Raw genomic sequence first — 21043 nt, forward strand, 5'->3', positions numbered from 1 at the left:
CCCTGATCACGGGGTATTACATTTTTCAGGCGAAAAGTTAAATGTTAGCTGCATTATTGGGTGTCCGTTGTCAGCAAACACAGCACTAAACTAAAAACGTATGACAACATTGAATCAATGGAAAAATGAACCTGCCACATGCTTTTGGAGCGCAAGACTTCATTTTCCCCGCTTGCTAAATCTTGAGTTAAACGCGCATCTGCAGGGGATACACACTAAATTAAATGACGAGTCATTGCTATATCGCTAAATACTTAGAAACGCTGGTTAAAATCTTGCCGACGGCGGGTAAATCTGTAGTTTGCAGTCGCATGAAATACTTTCAGGAAATCGTCTGTCCCAAGTGTGGCAGCAACCACATGGCAAGTCAGGTCGCACAGAGCGTTATTGATGTAATGAGGATGGCTCAATCAAGATATTCCTTCTTGACTATCGTTATAAAGCTTACGTACAGAATCAATCGCCAAGTGATGGAGATGACGATCAATGGCAGCGGTATTCGTAAAATACGGAGGCGGGTATGGGGGAATTAACAAAAACAGTACGCTAAAAAGCAAGCCCTGTTTACACAGGCAAACCTTATAGTTACGCTGGTTGCGTCAGATAATATGGAGGACAGGCAGCCTTCTTTGAAGCCGAAATGGACGAACACAAGCATTGACTCATCAGCTTTACCGAATGTAATGAATATACTTATTGCTCTTAATAAAACCTAATAAACCACTGTAAAATAAAAGTTTTATCGACATGAAAAAGAAGTATTGAGTTAATCAAAACCCATCATTATTCATAATATCATTCCCCAAAAACATCGCATCTCCATAGCTGAAGAATCGATAAGAGCGGTCAATAGCGTGGCTGTAAGCATTCATAATATGCTCATAACCGGCAAACGCCGAAACCAGCATCAATAAGGTAGACTCGGGAAGGTGAAAGTTGGTCAACATCGCATCGACCGATTTGAATTGATAGCCGGGAGTAATAAACAAGTCGGTATCACCAAAACCGGCCTCAAGTTGGCCGCTTCCGGATGCCGATTCCAACGCCCTGACCGCCGTCGTGCCTATGGCGATAACCCGTCCTCCTCTTGCTCTGGCTTGCTGAACGGCCGCTACCGTCTCCGGCAGCACGGCAAAATATTCCTTGTGCATTAAATGTTCGGATAACTCTTCCACCCTGACCGGCTGAAAAGTACCGCTGCCGACATGCAAGGTCACAAAAGCGCTTTGCACACCTTTGGCTTTAAGTTTTTCCATCATGATTTGATCAAAATGCAGACCTGCGGTAGGCGCGGCAACAGCTCCCGCCTCTCTGGCAAAAACCGTCTGATAGCGGGTTAGATCGGATTGATCATCCTCACGGGTAATATAAGGCGGCAACGGAATGTGGCCGATTTGCTCCAATAATGCGAGCAAACTGTTGTCGCCTTTAAATTCCAGCTGAAACAGATCGTCCGCCCTGCCCAATACTTCGCAGCAATAGCCCTTATCCAACTCTATTAAGGTACCGGCTTTCGACGACTTGCTTGATCTGACATGAGCAATAGCACGATGGTCATCCAGAATACGCTCGATAAGAATCTCAACCTTGCCGCCGCTTTGTTTTTTGCCAAACAATCTAGCCGGAATCACTTTGGTATCATTAAAAACCAACACGTCACGCTGATCGATTAAATCGATAAAATCGATAAATTGCCGGTCAGCTATTCGTCCGACGTTCCGCTCCATACATAACAGACGACTTGCATCGCGCTCTGCCAAGGGTTTTTGCGCGATTAGCGCTTCAGGCAACTGGTAATTAAAATCACTTTTTTTCATAGCGGGCGATATTATCAGGTTAAGCTTTTAAATACACATTAAAAAAAACTAGCATTATGGATAAACGTTGCCTATAATGCACGTTCTTTGCCGGGGTGGCGGAACTGGTAGACGCGCCGGATTCAAAATCCGGTTGGGGTGACTCAGTGCCGGTTCGATTCCGGCCCTCGGTACCAAACATTGGTTCAGAGCCGTGCAAAGAACTACAAAAACCCGCAAGTCATAAGGCTTCGCGGGTTTTTTATTGTCCAGCGAAATGCAACCAAATACAGCGGTATTCATCCAAAAGTATGTCCTTTATTATGTCCTTTGCTATAGTGCTTAAAAAAAGGATATAAATTAAAGGGTATAAAATGGCTAAGAATATCAATAAAGATGTGGTCTACAAGTCGGCCAAGTCTAAAGAAAAAGATTACATGCTTAATGATGGTGAGGGCCTGTATTTGTTTGTTGGTAAAACCGGCGCTAAGTTGTGGCGGTTTATTTATACGTTTGACAGAAAACAAAAGAAACTCGCTCTTGGTGGTTACCCCGGTATTACTTTAGAAGCAGCCCGAGACAAAGCAGAAAAAGCGCGTGACAATATCACCAAGGGCAACGACCCCGGAGAGATCAGAAGCGAAGATAAAAAAGCGCGGCAACTCTTAGCATCAAATAAAGAGCGATTAGCTGAAGGCCTGCCGATACTAAACAGTTTTAAACATATCACCCTAGAATGGTTAAGCTCTATTGAGCACCTGACAAAAGCAACCACTCAAACCAAGAAAACATCAAGACTTGAACGCCTAGCCTTTCCTTTAATTGGCGACATGGCTATCAATCAGATTAAATCATCCGACGTACTGGCCGTCATTAAACCCGTAATAGATAAAAAACAGCTTGAGACAGCTCACAGACTACACAGCGAAATAAGCGCCATTTTTGCTTATGCCATTGTTCATAACTTCACTGATTACGACCCCGCTCAACCTGTAGCCAAACAGATACCCGCTCAAAAACCCAAACACAGAGCTGCTATCATAGACCCTAACTTGTTTGGGCAATTGCTCAGGGACATAAATAACTACAACGGCACCTTTGTTGTACAGTTAGCCTTTCGATTTTCACCGCTGGTCTTTCAACGACCTGGAGAGATACGTCAATTATTATGGTCAGATATTGACCTCGTAGCGCGTGAATGGCGACCTTATATTAGCAAGACTGACTTCTATCACATTGTGCCTCTGTCCTCTCAAGCTGTCAGCATACTGGAAGCAATCAAACCGCTAACAGGTACAGGTCAATATGTTTTTCCGTCTAGTCGTGGTGATGGTCGGCCTATGTCAGATGGTACGATTAGAACGGCGTTAAAGTCGCTAGGTTATGATTCCGATGTAATGACCGCGCACGGATTTAGGACAACAGCCTCAACGCTTCTTAATGAGCAGGGATGGAGTCCTGACGCAATCGAAAGGCAACTAGCACACGCTCCAAGAGATCATGTTAGGGCCGCTTACAACAGGGCGCAATATCTTGAAGAACGTAGACGGATGATGCAAAGCTGGGCTGATTACCTGGACAGCTTAAAGAATGGCGCGCAAGTGATACCATTTAAGAAGATCGGGTAAATCCGCTAACAACCAAGAACTACTAAATTAACACCTGATACAATCAAATTAACCGGATAGCTCGACGGAGCAATAAGCAGGATTCGTTGCCCTGTTTCCGGTTATTCCTGCTTAACGCACTTCACTTTAACTAGGTACTTTTTTATGTTGGTCATGTATAGAGGATGGGGCTGTTTTGATTATGAATTAGATATTGATGCCATGAATGTATGTACAAGCAAGGACTGGGAAATCGGCGAAAGATGGCGCGAACCTGAACAATGGGTGGAAGCCTGTGTATTTGAGCTAACAAAACATAATGAAAGTGAGATTGCAGCTCGGGGAGAATCAAACGTTGAATACCTATTGCTATCTGAACACTCATACCTTGATGAAATGGAACTGAATTTTCCTTATTCGAATAAGAAAGATATTCGATTTTACTTGTGCGAGGATGAGCCAGCATATGCAAACGGCTACTATCAACGACGCGAACAAAAAACGTTTCCGTATGCAATTGGTGACATCTTTGAAGCTGCGTGCATTGGCAATGTACCGAAAAAGCAGACCGAAACCGAATTAAACAACTTATTAATGCCGCCAGCATATCTTAATCCAAATCATCCCACGTTCAGTTTAGAACTAGATATTGCTATCAAGGCCTGGACTGCTGTTCTTGAATGTAATCCTGACAAGCCAAAACAGGGTAGCCGAAGGAAGTTTATAGCAGAATGGCTAGAAAAACATCATTCGACATTAACTGAAGAAGCAAAAAATCGCATAATCACTTTGCTGAATCCAGATAAAAACGGCGGCGCTCCTAAATCTATTTAGAAAACCTACCCACCCAACAAAGCCATATAAAACAAGGCTTACAGAGAACTTGCCCACCTAAAAACCATAAACATCTGGAACTGTTCCAGCTATTCATAAGCAAAAATATTCCCATAATAGACAACCATGTTAACTAAGCACAGAGGAGTGCAACAACATGGCAACAGTATCAAATCATCTACCCGAAACCGGTTTTATAAGATTGCCGCAAATAATTGGCAATAAAAAAACCAACATCCCCGCACTTATTCCCATAAGTCGCACATCGTTCTTAAATGGCGTTAAGTCTGGTAAATATCCAAAGCCAGTAAAGTTAGGCGAAAGAACAACAGCATGGCGCGTTGAAGATGTTCGCGCCTTAATAGCCAGCCTTGGAAGTGCAGCATGACCAACGCACTCACCGGTAAAGAAAAAATACTACGTTATATTGAACAAAAAGCTGAAGATACAAAACAACAGTTAGCAACAACTGAAAGTGCGCCACCACTACAGTTAAAAAATATTGCAGTAAGAACAGGGCAAAAAGAAATATCATTCCCATTGGTATCAGCAGCAACGATGACTGACAACCAAGTTCAAATTGAATGGCTAGTTGAAAATGTTATTGAACAAGGTAGTTTAAATTTACTGTTTGGCGAACCTGCTTCAGGCAAGTCTCTATTTGCATTGGATTGGGGGTTTTGTATAGCAGCAGATATGAGTTGGCATGGCTACCGTACTAAACAAACAGATGTAGTTATTATTGCTGGAGAAGGTTTTGCTGGTATGCAGCGGCGATTAAAAGCGTTAGAAGTTAAGTACAATATGAAAGCCCCGGAAAGTCTATTTATTAGTCAACAGCCTGCGCAATTACTGGACAAAATAAACGCGCAATTAGTAGCCAATAGCATTAAGGCAATATGTCCTAACCCCGGCCTTGTTATTATCGACACTTTGCATAGAAATATGGACGGCGATGAGAACAGCAGCCAAGATATAGGTAAGTTTATCAATAACCTTGATATGTATATGAAGCCATTGGGAGCAGCTATTCTTGTTGTGCATCACAGTGGGCATGGAAATAAAGACCGAAGCCGGGGCAGCAGTTCAATTAGAGCAGCAATGGATGGCGAATTTTCAACCATAAAGAAAGATAATTGCATTACACTAACTTGTCATAAAGCTAAAGATTTTGAAGCACTTAATCCACTGCAATTCACTTTAAAAACTACTGAACTTGGGTGGCTAGATAGTGATGATAAGCCGATGACTAGCGTTTATCTTGAATATGGAGGCCTAGCAACTACCGATAAGAAGAACAAATTAACGGCTAAAGATGAGGCAATCTTAACCTGCTTGGATGCTGCAATTGTGGAGCATGGAATAGAGCCGACAGCAGAAATTAAACTCAAGTTTGGTGAATTTAATTCCCCGACTGGCAAGATGCAAAAGATTGTTAATATCGACCATTGGCGGGAAAAGGCTTATCCGTCTATGGTAGTGACTGGAAAAGACCCCGAAAACGCCAAGAGAGTGGCATTTAAACGGTGTAGTGACAAACTGTTGAATCAAGGTCTGATTGTTAAATGCGACAATTATGTATGGCGAGTATTTGACGAAAAAACCGAACACTGAACAGAACCGAACAAAATCGAACAAGTGTTCAGGGGTACATAGCGAACGAACACGAACACACTTCTTTAGAAGTGTTCGGTTGTTCACTAACCAGTTCACCATAATAATAATTGATGCCCAAATTATTTTATTTAACGAACTACGCATTATAAGAACATTTGCAGGAGGTGTTACTTGCAGGATGAATAACCTTGCTAGTACTTAGTAGGAGCAACTAATAAAGCCAATGCTACTAGCACCAAGCCAGCAGGCTAAGGTACTCCCTGTGCTTCTACTAACAGGCGCACACTTAACAGCCTATTGAAATTCAACTCCAGTATTTCCCGGTTTAGTGTAGTAACTAATTAATGCTACTTATAGGGTAATTAAGACAATTACTACTTGCAGAGGTAAGGTAGTTACTTAGTTATACCTTTTGTAGGTTTGTCTTTACTATGAATATTTAAAATAAATTATAATTAAAATAAGTTTTATTTTAATTAACCCGGAAAGTTAAAAGATCCAAGTTGAATTACAGTTATCGCAATGTGCTTGTGTATTATCTTCCTTCCTGGATAAACCTACTGCAAGTATTGACAACCCTCCTGTAAGTATTGCCCCGGTAGCTTTAGCCCCACTTAATCCTTTCTTGAGTTTTACGTATTTTGCATGAACCTTTCCTTTAGTTTGGCAATGTGGACATATTATTGCTGTATTGATTGCCCCATATTCAATTTCTAGTTTTCTTTGGTTCTCTTCTGCTAAACGAAGTTGCCGCTCCTGCTCTTTATGCATCTTCTGCTCTTCATACATCTGTTTTTCCTCGGGAGTCATAGAAGCTATTTTCTCTTGCTCTTGCTCCCACCGCCTTTTATCTCTGAGTATAAGTCCACTTATCATGATAATGAAGGGTAAAAGTACTATATAGAAAAATGTTGAATTCATGGATACTCACCACATAGATATTGAAAGGTTCTTATAGCTTTATAGGCACCTGTTTTAATTGTAGAAATAAATAAGCAAATAACCCGCGCATATTTAACTTTGCCTAGTACCTTGCTATCTGGCATATAAAGGTACATAAAGACTAATCCTATCTTACTTAGGTGGTAGCACTATATCAGCTAATTTTTTAATCTGTTCAGGCGATGCCATCTTTAGCATTTTATTTAAATCATTTTGTACTTGTTGCTTTTCAGCCGCCGTCATTTCGGCATATTCTTTAGAAGGTAATTCCACCCCATCTTTGAGGCGTATTTCACTATTTTTTTGCCCGTTTTCATCCCACAACGTCATTAATCCATCATATTTCCCATCTTTTAAATGGGCTACACCTTTTTTATTTCCATTTGAATAATATGTTTTATATCTTCCAGTAAAAGGTTTATCCTCATTTGGTAAATAAGCAATATCATTTCTAATGTCTAAATCTTCTTTAGTGACTCGCTCCTCTTGTGTTGTAGATGTAGGCGTGGTTTCAGCACTTGGTGCGGTAGGGCTGTGGGTGGCTTCAGTCACTACAATCATACGTTCATCAATTGCAGGCCCGTGGTCATAAGTATATTTAAGAGTAAACTTAGCTGAAGTAATTGTTTTATTAGTATTTCCTAAAAATAATTTATTCAATTCCTTTGCTTTTTCGGGTGCGTATAACTCTATAAGTACTTTTAATGCCTTATTAGCTTCTTGTTTATCTGAATGGAGTCCATACCCCATATCCTTAAACCAATCATTCCAAAGAAACTTTACATTGCTAACACGCTTAGATACTGGGTTTTCATTAATAAACCACTTGACGGTTCCTGCTTTTCCTAGAATACACCCGTATAAAGCACCATCCCCCTCAAAGGATGCTGGAGTTATATCGGAATCAACTGAATTAGAGCAGTCAAGTTTATTTTTTGTCGTTTCGGCCTCAGTACGAAAGGAGCCGAAGAAAACATTTTTCTTATCATTAACTTTGGTAGGCGAAGTTGCAAGTACGGGCGCGGGCGGTTTCTTAGTTGATTCATCACTTATAGAGCCTCCCTTTACAAACCCTTTCTCTTTAAAGCATTCATCTTTTGCATATTCACCCAAATGACCTGCATCACTATAATTTTTTGGGTTTCTATACAACTCCCTGTCAATTGCACTATTTTTAGAGTTTTCGCATTCCTCTAAAACTCTTTTATATTCATCATTAGTTACATCTTTTTTGTAATAATTCTGTGTTGGATATGTGGAGTCACATTTCACTACAACAAAAATAATAACAATAACAATAATGATTAATGGCATTTTTTCACCTAATTATTTTAATTTTCCTTAATGGGCAATCAATCTCATTGATCAGTTTAGCGACTTATCATTGCTTAGTTCGGATTGTAGCAATCAATAGGTACAGAGACTTAGCAGTTAGGGAAATTCGACTAAATACTCAATATCTTAAGGGTGGCTCGGTTACTGCTAAACCAAAAGTTTAATTACTTACTCTCATTTAGCTATTATAGATATATCTAGTGCTGCGTATTGAACGCGACAAGTACCGAAATACTAAAGTGCTAACATTTTAACTATTGAATACATGCTTTAATTTTGTCAGCAATTGTCTTAATTGCGTCAAGTGCATTTCCTGGTCTACATCCAGACAATACGCAAATATGCTCAAATCCATCATTAGATAAATAACCGGTATTTTTCATAGCATGAGCGATATTGTAGAACTTAAGCGTTATATTGCTACCCTTAGCCGAAGCCTTTAAGTCATATTGGATAAAGTCTATACTCCCTCCATCCGCAATACCTTTTGCAATTATTGTTGAAGTGGATTCATCTGAATATTTAAATATATCCCCACCCTGAATAGTTTGTCCTGTATGTGGGCCGGCAAATAAGCTTGAACTTGAAGCGTCCTTCAGTGTCACTGTTTTATTATCTACATTTTCAGCAATACAAAGCTTAATATTAGCAAACTCTTTTGGTTTATCCGCTTGGTATGAAAAATCCATTGTATCTATATTTTTGTCTTTTACTGTCACGTTACTTGGTAAATTTACCGTGGCACATCCAGATAGCAATGCACACAAAACCATTATTTTCTTCACATTTACCCTCTCGATTAATTAATTTGCCACGATACCAAAAATCCTGCCGGATTAATTTAAACACTACAATAATCTATTAGCCGACTGATTCATAGTCAGCCAAAGCTTACACTACCCACAACGATTATATTATCTATAGGTACTTACCAAAATTTGAACTGAGAAAGTTGGTAGATAAAATCTGACAGCCTTGTATCTGTACGCACACTGGCAAACCCTCGCGGAGTACCTTAGCCCAACATAAAGCTTGGTATTACTAATTTTGAGTTGTTAAGCGGAAATGATAGCCTTAACGGTTGATAGCGGTTACACACATATAGGCTTTATCTGTGCTACGCTTTAACATTCACACCAATTATTCAGCTGTCCATATTGTCCACTGGTTGCCCACTTGGTAATAAATTAAGGCAATAGATGTCAATTCACCACCGCTATAGATGCAAAGTTGGCGGTCAGGGTGATAACGTAAAGATTAAGGCTAGGTAACATTGCTTTTTTTATGGCTGAAATTCCGGCAAGTGTTGCGGGTGTTTTTCATTTTTAGGAGGTAGAAATCAAATTTATGTCCTTTTTTATGTCCTTTTGATTGATTATGTTTTTATGCTATTTATTATCAATAAGTTATAGCTTATTCGATTCCGGCCATCGTACCAAACATTGGTTCAGAGCCGTGCAAAGAACTATAAAAACCCGCAAGCCGTAAGGCTTCGCGGGTTTTTTATTGTCTGAAATTTTTAGCTGTCTTCCCCCCAAATCTTCTTAATTGATCACGTTGATGGTTTGACAAGCTCGCCACGAACGCAACCGATCAATAATGTAAGACCCATTCGCGCTGAGTTTGTCTAAATATTTTATTTTTACTTGAATCCCCCTGTTACACAAAAGGGCACTGTGCATGGTTGATCGTTACGGAGCAGCTATATCAACTTTTGTGGCATGTAGTGATCGGCGCGTCGACCTGCAAACACTTTTCACATCACTTTACTGCGGGTCAGCCCCCTCCACCTGACAACCCTGCTTAACGAGTAAGGTAAATTCGCAAGGTGCAACACGGCTTACCTGGCGATCCAGGCGGACAGAACAACCTGCGTCTTCCATGATCGTCCGGCTACTGTCCTTACTGCACAACAACAGCACTGCATACGATTTTTGGTACTGCACTTTCAGCAAATAAGGCTCAAATTCAGTGGCTAACAGATGGGTATTGTGACGAGTGGCATTATCCAAAATATCGGCATCGCTGTCGATAGGCGCCTCGGCTAGGTCGGCAAAATATGCATCTACCGCCGAACTCAGATTTACCATTTTGGAGGACAATCGACTCCGCTCTTTGGCATCGGGAGCTGCGGTAATGGGGGCGGCACAGGCTCCCACAAGCAGAGCGGTGACAAGACTAATCAATAGACGGGGTTTCATTACATCAGCTCCAGTAAATCATGTGGTTATTTTCGTGAATATCTGCATCCAAACTCCAACTTGTCAGGGTATCCAGTGAAGATTCCCGGTTTTTCAGCGACAATACCAACCAATCCCATATTAGGCGTAGCAGGTCATGCCGGAATTTATCGCCATTCTCTTTGGCGGCAATAAAACCAGCCGGCAGACTTGGCTCTGGGCTCCTGGGATTAGGCAAATAGGCGTACCGGCCAAGACTATCCGCCATGAAAGGAGCGCCTTCCGCCTGTTCCAAAGCGTTAATCCGTTGCAACGGCATGACTCGCGAATCCTGATCCTGAGTATAGAATGTTTCCGAGGCGGAAACGCTCTGATCGGTCAACACTGCCGACGTAGCGGCTGTCGATGACAGCGGTACAAGCATAGTCATAATGGGAACTGTGCCCACAAGGCATCTGATCCTCGATACAGACTCAAATTTTTCATTTATCCTTTCCTCAAAATTTAAAAAGATTTTTTAATCGCCTACCATTCGCCAGCTCGCAACGTGCGGCTAAAAGGCTGCATCCCAAAAGAAACACCAGTTGAAAAGCCAAGCAGTTTATTTGTAGGCTTAACAAGTCGCGCTTATCAACCACGCCGCCGAATATAAACCGAAGCACGTGCAAACACTGATATGTTTGCCTTTTCTTATGAGCAAAGCCGTTTGTGATTAGCCCCACGAAAGTTGTGCTGTGCCATTAACAAGGCGCCCTATACTCTATATGCCGGGCTGCGCCGCCAGTTAAACCCGGCATTGTTCCGGCGGGACACTCTAGCTCAAACGAAAACCGATGTATGCAAGCCAAAGATTATTTAGCTGTAAGCTTTTTGCTCGCCGTAAAACCCTGAAACAAACAATAGGGTAAAAATCGTATAGAAAATATCGGGAGGGTCAGAGATATTGCTATGCTCGCTAAAAGGTACGCACAGCGTACCCTGCGTGACTGGCAGCTAAGCTAACATGTGAAATACCAATCACTCAGCCCGCAAAGCCTCTAACGGTTCCAACCTAGCGGCTTTCATGGCCGGGGCTACACCGGCGGCTATGCCGATCAGCAACGAGACCATAAAAGCCGCGACAATATAGGCCCAAGCAAGCTCTACCGGCAAGGCGGGCAGCGCGGCATCAAGTATCCTGACTATGGTTATGCCCAACACCACACCGCAAAGCCCCCCTGCCCCGCTTAACGCCAAGGCCTCACACAAGAACAACTGAAAAATAGTTCTGCGTTCTGCACCTACCGCACGCAGCAGGCCGATTTCTGAAATCCGCTCGGAAACGGCGATGGTCATGATAGTTAATATGCCGACCGAGCCGACCAGCAACGAAATACTGCCCAACGCCGCGACCGCCAGCGTCAGGATGTTCAGGATCGAATCCATGCTTTTGAGCATCTGGTTCTGAGTGACGAGGGTGAAGTCTTCACTGCCATGCCGGGCAATCAGGTTTCGTTTGATCGTATTTTCTACTTCGGCAATCGCAGCATTGCTTTTATAAAGCAGGTGAATTTCCATCAGGCTTTCCCTGTCAAACAGCTCCAACGCTTTGGCGGCCGGGATATAAACGGTGTCATCCATGTCAAAGCCGATCATCTGGCCTTTTTTTTCCATCACGCCGATAACCCGGAAACGGTCGCTGCCGATCCTGATGCGCTGACCTAACGGACTGGCTGTGCCAAACAGTTCGGTCGCCAATTTATTGCCCAGCACCGCAAAGGCGCGGGGGTTGCTTTCTTCCGGAAAAAAACGCCCGCTGATAACCCTGATTTTCCAAATCCCCGGCACCGCAGAACCGACCCCCAGCACATTGGTACGCCGTTGTTTTTCTCCTGCTTCAACACGCGCATTGCCTTGCACCATCGGAGATGCGGCAATGATGTTTTCCAATTTGCTTAAGCTGACCGCATCGGCTATGACCAGCGGCCTAACCGTGCTTATCGATGCGCCCGACACACCGAAAGTGGTGGTTTTACCGGGATGAACGCCGATCAGGTTGGTGCCGAACTGGGTGAATTCGGCCAGTACAAAGGTATGGATGCCGCGACCTATCGAGGTTAATACCACTACCGCCGCGATACCGATAATCAGCCCCAACGCGGTCAGCGCCGAACGCAGTTTGTGGCTGACAACCGTCCGGTATGACAATAAAATCAAGTCGGCGTAGCGCATATTTTACCGCTTCGCCAATGCAACAACAGGGTCGAGACCAGCCGCTTTTCTGGCTGGCAATACGCCAAACACCAGCCCGGTAAACAACGAAACCGCCAAGGCGGCAAGCAATGCCCAACCCGGTAATTCCATCGGAAAATCAGGGTACATCACCTGCAACACGCCTAAGGTTATATAGCCCAGCATCACGCCCAGCACTGCGCCTGCCAGCGATAACATGGCCGCTTCGGCCAAAAACAGCCACAATAGCTGTCGCTTGGTCGCGCCTAATGCTTTCAGTAAGCCGATTTCGGCGGTCCGTTGCGTGACGCTGACCAGCATCACATTCATCACCAACACACCGGCTACCGCCAGACTGATTCCGGCAATTCCCGCTACGGTCAGGGTCAACGCGGTCAATATCTTATCGAAGGTGCTGACTACGCTATCTTGGGTAATCAGCGTGACGTCGTCTTCGCCTTCATGACGGGCCTTAATTATTTCCCTGATTTCATCGACGGCCTTGTACATGTCCGGCTTGGATTTGGTTTCCACCAGCACCCTGAATAGTGAATGGGTATCGAATAAAGCCTGCGCGGAAGCCACCGGAATAATCACGATTTCGTCAAAATCGATACCGACCGATTGTCCTTCCGACGCCAATACGCCAATCACCCGAAAGCGCCGGTCATTAATCCGTAACCATTGCCCCAGCGCCGGTTGATTGGCAAATAGTTCCTTGCGTATGGTTTGGCCGATCACGCAAACCGACAAGGCTTTATCGACCTCGGTTTGGGGCAGAAAACTGCCCTGCGCCACGGTCAGACGGCGTACCCGTCTTAATGCGTTCGTCGAACCCAGCACATTGGTTTCGCGCTCCAAACCCAGCGATGAAACAGGCGCGGAGCCGATGGTCAGCGGTGCGATGGCGGCAATATAACGACTGCGGAATAAGGCTTCGGCATCATCCAGCGTTAGGTCCCTCGGCGTTTCGCCGAATAGCGGCGGCTGCCCACCGGTGGTTTCGGTGCGTCCCGGCAGCACGATAACCAGGTTTGTGCCCAAGGCTTCGAACTCGTTAACTACATAGCGACGGGCGCTGTCGCCCAAGGCGGTCAGCACCGAAACCGAAGCTATGCCGATACTCATTGCCAGGATAATCAACCCGGCACGCAAACGCTGCGTGCTGATTGCGGCTAATGATTGGGTTAATGTGTCTTTAATGAGCATGGCTTATCAGTCTTCCCCATTCTCGTTCCCAAGCTGCGGCAACTTGGGAACCAACTCCTACTAAAATCCTTAACTTAATGACAGTGACGCGTTGCGTGGAAACGCCATAATGGACGCGCTGCATTCCCACGCAGCGCGTGGGAACGAGGTAAAACTTCGTGCATTCCTGGTGATCTTTTATATTTTGATGACTCATCACCCTATCTGTCCATCGACAATGCGGATTTTCCGCCGCGCCCTGTCGCCCAAACTTTGGTCATGGGTAATAATCATCAACGTTACGCCCTGCCGGTTAAGCCCTTCCAGCAACTCGATAATTTCCTTGCCGGATTTGCTGTCGAGATTGCCGGTCGGCTCGTCCGCCAATAAAATCTCCGGGCGCATGATCATGGCCCTGGCAATGGCGACACGCTGCAGTTGTCCGCCGGAAAGCTGATCCGGTTTGTGGTCGGCCCGGTCCAGCAGACTGACCGACGCCAGCGCTTCCTGCACCCGTTGCTTGCGCTCCTTAACCGTCACACCCGCCAGTATCATCGGCATTTCGATGTTTTCAGCCGCCGACAAGCGTGGAATCAGGTGAAAAAACTGGAACACAAAACCGATATTTTCGCGGCGAATTTTGGCGAGCTGATCATCGTCAAGCTGCGTAACCGGCTGATCGTTTAACAGATACCGGCCTGAGCTTGGCTGGTCAAGCAAGGCTATGACATTTAGCAAAGTCGATTTGCCGGAACCCGACGGCCCCATCACCGACACATATTCGCCTTTTTCGATGCTGACATTAATGTCATTCAAGGCATGAACGGTTTGCTCGCCTACCTGAAAATAACGGTGGATATGTTCCAGGCGTATCATTTTTGTGCGCGGGCATAAGCGCCTGCCACCACGCCCTCCCGGCCTACCGACAACACGACTTTGTCGCCGACATTCAGGCCTGACAATACTTCTACGGTGTTCCAGTTGACCAAACCCGGTGTAAAGCTGCGTTCTTCCAGCAAGCCGTCCGCCCGCATGACCAACACCCGGTTATTTTCCAGCACCGCCTCGGCAGGCACCCGGAGCGCCTGAGGTTTGCTGGTTAACAAGACTTCAATGTCGGCGCTGTAACCGGGCAGCAAATCTTTAAGGTCTGTCGGGTCGGTTAATTTAACTTCAACTTCGACGGTACGCGCCTGCTTTTCCTTTTCCAGCACATAGGGGGCAATGCGGCTTACCGTGCCGGAACAGCGTTTATCGGTAAAGGCATCCAGCGACACACAGGCGCTCATGCCGGTTTTGATCTGCGGCGCATCCACTTCATCAATCGGCGCGGATACATACAAACAGCTGACATCCAGCAAGTCGATAGCGGGCAAAGTCGGAATGCCGGGCGGCGATGGCGTTATAAACTCTCCCAGCTCGGCATTGATTTCAGCCACGGTGCCGTCGAAAGGCGCGAGAACCAGGGTACGTTCGACAGCGGCCTGAACTGCATCGCGGTTGGCTTGGCTAACGGCGATGGCCTCAAGAGCGGCGTTGCAGGATGCCCGCTTGGCTCGTGCACCGGTCGCTTTCATATCGACCTGTTCTTCAGAAATAATATGATCGAATTTTTGCAAACGCAACGCACGGTCCGCCTCGCGTTCGGCGCCTGCGCCAAGCTGACAGGCTTGTTCGGCCGATGCCCGGTTAGCCCTGATTTGAGCATCCTGCAATTTGACCTGCGCTTTCAGATCCTTATTCCATATCTCCATCAACAACTGGTTTTGTTTAACGGTGTCGCCTTCCTTGACGTGCAACTCGGCAACCTGCCCACCTGTTGCAGGCGCAAGGTAGGCGCGTCTACAGGCTTTAACCGTACCGACGCGGGTGTTGGATACCGTTGCCCTCACCTCGCCTTGTTCCAAAGTAACTATTTCAACATCAACAAATTCCGGCTGTTTAGTAAAAAAATAAGCAGCAATAATCAGCCCAATACCGGCGATGATAATAAGCGGTTTTTTACCCGGTGAAATCATATTTAGCTGTTCCAAAAAGTCCTGTCCTGTTTTTCCAAATTGTAGCAGGGACAAAATAGTCCCAGTTAACTATAATCAATGTGCCTGTCTGTCAGAATCAGCCATCAAATCTTCCCAATCTGTATGGCAAAAAATTCCTAATCACACCTACCATAACATTAATGGTTCCCTGTATCGGAGATTCACATTGAAAAAGATTTTAGCATTGATGTTCATAACGCTGCTTGGCAGCAGCGCTTTTGCCGCAGAAACAATTATTGAAGTCATCCCCTTAAGCAATCGACCGGCTTTCGAGATAGTGCCGTTGCTTGCGCCATTGCTGGGCAATACTGCCCAACTTATTGATAACGGCTCCAATCTGCTGGTCAAAACTACGCCTGACAAGCTGGCTGAAATCAAGGACATCGTCAATCAACTCGATGTACGCCAGAGCAATCTGGTTATCACTGTGATTCAGAGCAGGCAGACTACTGCCGATGAACTTAACGCGGCGATCAGAGCTCGACTGAATGTCCGGGCCAATGCCCCATCAAGATCCAGCGGCAGAATAATCGGCCATTTATATCAGACTCAAGATAAAGACATCGATCAAAACACCCAGTTCATTCGGACGATGGAAGGCGTCCCTGCTCAGATTAAAGCAGGCAAAGTTTACCCGAGGCAACGTTTTTCAGGCTACGGTTACCCCACGGAAATTGAATATTCAGAAGCGACAACTGGTTTTGCGGTAACCCCCCGATTGGCAGGGCAACAAGTCATTCTTAGCATATTGCCCTGGTCGGACAGAATGAACGGACGCGGACAAATCGAGACCCAGAATGCGCAATCGACACTCAGAGTTAATCTTGGCGAATGGGTAGAACTCGGAGGCGCCGGCAAAACCAGTAATAGCAGTACAAGCGGTGCGCTTGTTAATATCCGCCAAATAGACAAAAGCCAAATGCATATTTTGATTAAGGTTGACCGGGTGAATTAGCCGGATGATCGAAATAAAGAGCCGGCCCAGCCAGGGCTTTAATTAATCGGCCCGGCGTATCCAACCCCCGTTTAATTTCCGCACAAAAGGCAGCAAGAAATAAAAGGGCATGTCCCTCCCCGTACACGGCTAATTTCAACAGTAATTTTCAGAATCCGCACGGTCCCGAATAGATATAACCCCTCGTGAAATGGAAATAAACGCCTAAATCTGGCATTATGTCGCCTCAATACGCCTTGTATTCCACAAGGTTGAAACAACTCTACATTAAGGAAAGCAATGAATAGTCTCCCCAAATGTCCCGCATGCGGCTCAGAATTCACTTACGAAGACGATATGATGTATGTCTGCCCTGAATGCGCACACGAATGGCCAAAAGATGGGACCGCCGAAGATAGCTCCGATGTCCGTATCATTAAGGATGCAAACGGCAACGTGCTACAAGACGGAGATACCGTCACCGTAATCAAAGATCTCAAAGTTAAAGGCTCATCATCGGTTGTCAAAGTCGGCACCAAAGTCAAAATCATCCGCCTGGTCGACGGTGACCATGATATTGATTGCAGAATCGACGGTATTGGTGCAATGAAACTTAAATCAGAGTTTGTTAAAAAGGTCTAATACGGGCATGGTGATAAGCTCGAGCCCATTCAGGAATCGATGAAGAGTGAATGCTTTGTATTACCCGAAAGCTCCGGTTTTTATAATGTGTTTGAGTGTCGTCACGAGCCCGGCACTGGCGGACGTGTTGACTAAGCACGGCATCAACGGCAACAAGTTACGCGACACCGGAAAGTCCGTATTTCAGCACATCAGCCTGGTGCCCAAGAACCTGTTTTCTTTGAACAAGTTTAATCTATAGCAGTCAAAATCCGTTGTTTTCCGATTTTTCCGGTTAGGGGGTTCATAAAACCCCCTACCTCGTCACTGTCCTTAAGCTTGTTGTGGGGCAACCCGCTATACAAACAAACTAAACGGTTCAACGGTTACTTTGTCACCTGCCTGCACGCCGTTACACTCTTCCGGCAAAACGATATAGCACCCGCTCTGACTCATGGAACTGAGGATATGCGAGCCTTGCTGACCCGCTGAGGCGACAAAAAACTCGCCGCGTTGATCTTGACTGAGGATGCCGCGCTGATATTCCTGCCGTCCGGGAGCTTTTTTTAATACCGAGGTGCACGTCGCTGTAAATCTTAACGGTTTGGATAGCGGCGCGCCGGAAAGTTGCCTGAGTGCGGGCGCTACAATCTGGTGAAAGGTTACGACAACGGCAACCGGATTGCCGGGCAACCCGAAAAAGTAACACTGCCCTATTTTTCCGAAGGCCAGCGGTTTGCCGGGTTTTATCGCAATTTTCCAGAAATTGACTTCTCCGCAGCTTTGCAGGATTTCTTTGACATAATCGGCTTCACCGACTGAAGCCCCGCCGGTGGTTATGATGACATCATAGTTAAGGGAAGCTTCAATAAAGCTATTTTCAAGCAACTGTTTATTGTCGGGAATGACCCCCAGATCAACAACGCTGTAGCCGGGGTCTGCCAATAATCCGCCTAACATAGTGCGATTGCTGTCGTATATTTTTCCAGGCTGAAGCGGCAGGCCCAATGCGGTCAGCTCGTCGCCGGTAGAAAAATGAGCGATTTTTAACTGTCGTTTAACAATCACCTCATCAATACCGGCAGAGGCCAGTAAACCCAGATCAACCGCTGTCAACTTTTTAGGCTCGGCTATTAAACAGGCGCCTTGTTTTACGTCTTCACCGATTTGCCTGATATTTTGCTGCGCTCGTGTGTCGGCCGGAAAATGTATGGTTTGTCCCTGAACCTGCACATGTTCCTGCATGATGACTGAATCGGCTTGCTCCGGCACGACAGCGCCGGTAAAAATCCTGACGCATTGGCCCGGTTGCAACTGCCCCTCAAACGGCCGCCCGGCCCAGGAAGTTCCTGTCACAACCAGCATAAACGCTTGCCCGCCAGCCATGTCCCGACTTGCAAAAGCATAGCCATCCATAGCCGCATTCCGGTCATGAGGGATATTGATCGGCGAATAAACCGCTTCTGCCAGTACCCGTCCCAAGGCGTTTTTTAACGATGCTTTTACTGTGCTGTTTACGGGATTTACAGCGGCTTTGATCCTGTCCAGCGCATCGTCAATAGACAATAACGACCTGGATTCCGGGCTGCATGCGTCAATCATGGCTGGTCATAACATGGTTTTGGATAAAGGCGGCAATCATTTCAGGCCGGTTAAGTTCCAGTTGCATCAAATAGTCTGGCGTTTCCAGCGCTGCATCCGTAGCTATCGCGATGATGTCCGGGTCGTTTGGGTAAAGCAAGGTTTTTTCAAGCGAGGGTCGATGCAATTCAATTTTAGGAAACTGTTCCGCCCTAAAGCCTTCAACCAGGATTAGATCCAGTTCAGCTTGATCGAATTGCTTCAACTGATCAGCCAAGCGGGGTTCTTTTTCCGGGGTGAATTCGGTAATAATCGCGCGGCGATATCGGGATACCAGCATGACAGACGTGGCACCGGCCTTCCTTAAGCGAAAACTGTCTTTTCCCGGCTGATCAATTTCAAAATCATGATGACTATGCTTGATCAGGCCTATACGCAAACCGTTTTGTTTTAAAATCGGGATCAATTCAGTCAGTAACGTGGTTTTGCCGGTTCCGCTTGCGGCAACAAAACCTAAAACCGGAATTTGTGCATTCTGCATATCAACCAAATTGTTAGATTGTTATCATAAGATGTCATATTCTAAGGTATTATTTATCCAAATACCATGCCTACATGGATGCAGACATGGGGCGTAAGCTTTGCATACATGGCCGCTACCGAGAAGTGAAAACCTTATCTATATTAGGTATAAGTGAGGAACGGAAGTCTTGAGAACGACCTTAAGCAGATCATTAATTCAGGAGTAAACCTTGATTCGAATTTTTCTGATTTTGTTATTTATCATCATCGCATTTTTTTGGATGCGTGCGTTTTTAAAAACCTCACCCGTCATACCAGCTCGTTATATCAAACTGTTGTTTCTATTTGTTACAGGGCTGATCCTGTTTTATTTGGGCGCAACCGGACGCTTGAGCTGGTTTTTTGCGCTGGCAGGCGTGATTGTCGCCTTTATACTCCGCTTAATGCCGGTATTGTTACGTTATGCACCCTATTTACACCGACTATGGTCCGACTTCAATTCTGCAAAACAAAACACGTCACAGCGGCAAAATAAAACCGGCACTAAAGGCAATATGTCTATTGAAGAGGCTTATGAAGTATTAGGGTTGAAGATAGGGGCATCGGAATCTGAAATTATTGCTGCTCATCGCAAATTGATGCAAAAAATGCACCCCGATCGTGGCGGATCGGATTATTTGGCCGCAAAAATAAATCTGGCTAAAAAGATTTTGTTAAAAAAATAACCCGCTATGACATCCGCTACTCCAAAGCTAATTTTCCTTGTAATACTGTCGGCTTTATTGCATGGCTGTACTTCTGTCAGTCCAAACTATGCCCCTGTCAGCACAAATTACCCTGATACGTCTAAATACGAGACAAAATATTATCAGGTAAAAAAAGGCGATACCTTGTCCGCAATAAGCTTGATTTATGATTTGGATTATCGGCAATTAGCTCTATGGAACCGGATTGCGCCACCTTATACGATAGAAATAGGTCAAAAAATAAGGCTCTCCGACCCGAATCCGGAAAACACCCCCATGCATGATCGCATGGATGCGGGAGTACAAAAAAAAGCAAAACAGAACATCGCAACGGCAACAAATAGAATCAGCTCACAGAAAAAAACCGCTATTTCATTAGATACTAAATCCAATCTGACTTACAAACCGCTCTATAACAGCCAACCTTTTAATAAAATCGCTGTAAAAAACGGAAGCAGTCCACAAAAAAAATCAATTATTTCAATTGATAATGGAAACATGTTAAAGTTAAACTTTCAATGGCCGATAAAGGGAAAAGTTTTAAAATATTTTTCTCAAGCCGGTAACAAGGGCATTGATATAGCCGGCAAAATGGGACAGGACGTCAGTGCGGCTGAAGCGGGTAAAGTTGTATATAGCGGGCAAGGCCTGATTGGCTACGGTAATTTGCTTATTATCAAGCACAACGATTTGTATTTAAGCGCTTATGCAAATAATAGCCGGCTACTCGTTGCAGAAGGCTATACCGTAGAAAAAGGCGAGGTTATTGCAAAAGTTGGGCGGGCAGGATCAAACAAAACATCACTGCATTTTGAAATAAGAAAAAACGGAAAACCGGTAAACCCAGTTAACTTTTTACCGGAAAATAATTAAACCATTTCGACTTAAGT

Annotated in this window: 21 protein-coding genes and 1 tRNA gene; 10 read left to right on the top strand and 12 right to left on the bottom strand. The window is 45.0% G+C overall.

What is annotated here, in order from left to right; translation table 11 throughout:
* Positions 1 to 770: 770 nt before the first annotated feature.
* Positions 771 to 1817 (bottom strand): tRNA preQ1(34) S-adenosylmethionine ribosyltransferase-isomerase QueA, encoded by a 1047-nt coding sequence (gene queA, locus Q8L79_RS16750; RefSeq protein WP_305273583.1) that lies wholly within the window; start codon positions 1815 to 1817, stop codon positions 771 to 773.
* An 89-nt stretch (positions 1818 to 1906) separates the two neighbouring features.
* Here queA and Q8L79_RS16755 point away from each other — a divergent pair.
* The 5 genes from Q8L79_RS16755 to Q8L79_RS16775 all read left to right on the top strand — a co-directional run bounded on the left by Q8L79_RS16755 (position 1907) and on the right by Q8L79_RS16775 (position 5851).
* Positions 1907 to 1993 (top strand) — tRNA-Leu (locus tag Q8L79_RS16755).
* A gap of 177 nt (positions 1994 to 2170) precedes the next feature.
* Positions 2171 to 3424, top strand: a complete 1254-nt coding sequence (locus Q8L79_RS16760; RefSeq protein ID WP_305273585.1) for a tyrosine-type recombinase/integrase — start codon at positions 2171 to 2173, stop codon at positions 3422 to 3424.
* A 144-nt stretch (positions 3425 to 3568) separates the two neighbouring features.
* Entirely contained in the window at positions 3569 to 4237 is a 669-nt protein-coding gene (locus Q8L79_RS16765) for a hypothetical protein (RefSeq protein ID WP_305273588.1), read from the top strand.
* Between the two features lie 157 nt (positions 4238 to 4394).
* The gene (locus Q8L79_RS16770) at positions 4395 to 4625 is read left to right on the top strand and encodes an AlpA family transcriptional regulator (protein WP_305273589.1); all 231 of its coding nucleotides are present in this window, start codon (positions 4395 to 4397) and stop codon (positions 4623 to 4625) included.
* Positions 4622 to 5851 carry an AAA family ATPase gene (locus tag Q8L79_RS16775; protein ID WP_305273591.1) on the top strand — a complete coding sequence of 410 codons (1230 nt, stop codon included), beginning with the start codon at positions 4622 to 4624 and terminating at the stop codon, positions 5849 to 5851. The genes Q8L79_RS16770 and Q8L79_RS16775 overlap by 4 nt, the downstream gene beginning before the upstream one ends.
* Positions 5852 to 6343: 492 nt before the next feature.
* Here the strand turns inward: Q8L79_RS16775 and Q8L79_RS16780 are convergent, their stop codons facing one another.
* The 9 genes from Q8L79_RS16780 to Q8L79_RS16820 form a co-directional block, all read right to left on the bottom strand.
* The gene (locus Q8L79_RS16780; protein ID WP_305273592.1) at positions 6344 to 6775 is read right to left on the bottom strand and encodes a hypothetical protein; all 432 of its coding nucleotides are present in this window, start codon (positions 6773 to 6775) and stop codon (positions 6344 to 6346) included.
* Between the two features lie 153 nt (positions 6776 to 6928).
* The gene (locus Q8L79_RS16785; protein WP_305273594.1) at positions 6929 to 8110 is read right to left on the bottom strand and encodes a toxin-antitoxin system YwqK family antitoxin; all 1182 of its coding nucleotides are present in this window, start codon (positions 8108 to 8110) and stop codon (positions 6929 to 6931) included.
* Between the two features lie 275 nt (positions 8111 to 8385).
* Positions 8386 to 8916 carry a hypothetical protein gene (locus Q8L79_RS16790; RefSeq protein ID WP_305273596.1) on the bottom strand — a complete coding sequence of 177 codons (531 nt, stop codon included), beginning with the start codon at positions 8914 to 8916 and terminating at the stop codon, positions 8386 to 8388.
* 981 nt (positions 8917 to 9897) lie between these two features.
* A complete protein-coding gene (locus Q8L79_RS16795) occupies positions 9898 to 10332 on the bottom strand; it encodes a hypothetical protein (protein WP_305273598.1) in 435 nt (144 codons plus the stop codon).
* Between the two features lie 4 nt (positions 10333 to 10336).
* A complete protein-coding gene (locus Q8L79_RS16800) occupies positions 10337 to 10741 on the bottom strand; it encodes a hypothetical protein (protein WP_305273600.1) in 405 nt (134 codons plus the stop codon).
* Positions 10742 to 11328: 587 nt separating this feature from the next.
* Entirely contained in the window at positions 11329 to 12522 is a 1194-nt protein-coding gene (locus Q8L79_RS16805) for an ABC transporter permease (RefSeq protein ID WP_305273602.1), read from the bottom strand.
* A 3-nt stretch (positions 12523 to 12525) separates the two neighbouring features.
* Positions 12526 to 13731 (bottom strand): ABC transporter permease, encoded by a 1206-nt coding sequence (locus Q8L79_RS16810; RefSeq protein WP_305273604.1) that lies wholly within the window; start codon positions 13729 to 13731, stop codon positions 12526 to 12528.
* A gap of 195 nt (positions 13732 to 13926) precedes the next feature.
* Positions 13927 to 14586 carry an ABC transporter ATP-binding protein gene (locus tag Q8L79_RS16815; RefSeq protein ID WP_305273606.1) on the bottom strand — a complete coding sequence of 220 codons (660 nt, stop codon included), beginning with the start codon at positions 14584 to 14586 and terminating at the stop codon, positions 13927 to 13929.
* Complete coding sequence (locus Q8L79_RS16820) at positions 14583 to 15728, bottom strand: efflux RND transporter periplasmic adaptor subunit (RefSeq protein WP_305273660.1); 1146 nt, start codon at positions 15726 to 15728, stop codon at positions 14583 to 14585. The genes Q8L79_RS16815 and Q8L79_RS16820 overlap by 4 nt, the downstream gene beginning before the upstream one ends.
* 187 nt (positions 15729 to 15915) lie before the next feature.
* Here Q8L79_RS16820 and Q8L79_RS16825 point away from each other — a divergent pair, with 187 nt between their 5' ends.
* The 3 genes from Q8L79_RS16825 (at position 15916) to Q8L79_RS16835 (ending at position 17566) form a co-directional block, all read left to right on the top strand.
* Positions 15916 to 16704 (top strand): hypothetical protein, encoded by a 789-nt coding sequence (locus tag Q8L79_RS16825; protein ID WP_305273608.1) that lies wholly within the window; start codon positions 15916 to 15918, stop codon positions 16702 to 16704.
* A gap of 279 nt (positions 16705 to 16983) precedes the next feature.
* Positions 16984 to 17325: a zinc ribbon domain-containing protein YjdM gene (locus Q8L79_RS16830; RefSeq protein WP_305273610.1), complete on the top strand. Its 342-nt coding sequence runs from the start codon at positions 16984 to 16986 to the stop codon at positions 17323 to 17325.
* A 91-nt stretch (positions 17326 to 17416) separates the two neighbouring features.
* The gene (locus tag Q8L79_RS16835) at positions 17417 to 17566 is read left to right on the top strand and encodes a hypothetical protein (protein ID WP_305273612.1); all 150 of its coding nucleotides are present in this window, start codon (positions 17417 to 17419) and stop codon (positions 17564 to 17566) included.
* Between the two features lie 95 nt (positions 17567 to 17661).
* On the opposite strand, the gene glp is transcribed toward Q8L79_RS16835, so the two are convergent.
* Together glp and mobB are read right to left on the bottom strand one after the other, a co-directional pair.
* The gene (glp, locus tag Q8L79_RS16840) at positions 17662 to 18906 is read right to left on the bottom strand and encodes a gephyrin-like molybdotransferase Glp (RefSeq protein ID WP_305273614.1); all 1245 of its coding nucleotides are present in this window, start codon (positions 18904 to 18906) and stop codon (positions 17662 to 17664) included.
* On the bottom strand, positions 18899 to 19426 hold the full coding sequence (gene mobB / locus Q8L79_RS16845; protein WP_305273616.1) for a molybdopterin-guanine dinucleotide biosynthesis protein B: 528 nt from the start codon (positions 19424 to 19426) through the stop codon (positions 18899 to 18901). The genes glp and mobB overlap by 8 nt, the downstream gene beginning before the upstream one ends.
* A gap of 211 nt (positions 19427 to 19637) precedes the next feature.
* Between mobB and Q8L79_RS16850 the strand changes: the two genes are divergently transcribed.
* Both Q8L79_RS16850 and Q8L79_RS16855 read left to right on the top strand, forming a co-directional pair.
* Positions 19638 to 20132 carry a DnaJ domain-containing protein gene (locus Q8L79_RS16850; RefSeq protein WP_305273618.1) on the top strand — a complete coding sequence of 165 codons (495 nt, stop codon included), beginning with the start codon at positions 19638 to 19640 and terminating at the stop codon, positions 20130 to 20132.
* Between the two features lie 6 nt (positions 20133 to 20138).
* Entirely contained in the window at positions 20139 to 21026 is an 888-nt protein-coding gene (locus Q8L79_RS16855; RefSeq protein ID WP_305273620.1) for a peptidoglycan DD-metalloendopeptidase family protein, read from the top strand.
* Positions 21027 to 21043 lie beyond the last annotated feature (17 nt).

Source organism: Methylobacter sp. (assembly GCF_030680395.1).
Taxonomy (GTDB): Bacteria; Pseudomonadota; Gammaproteobacteria; order Methylococcales; family Methylomonadaceae; genus Methylobacter_A.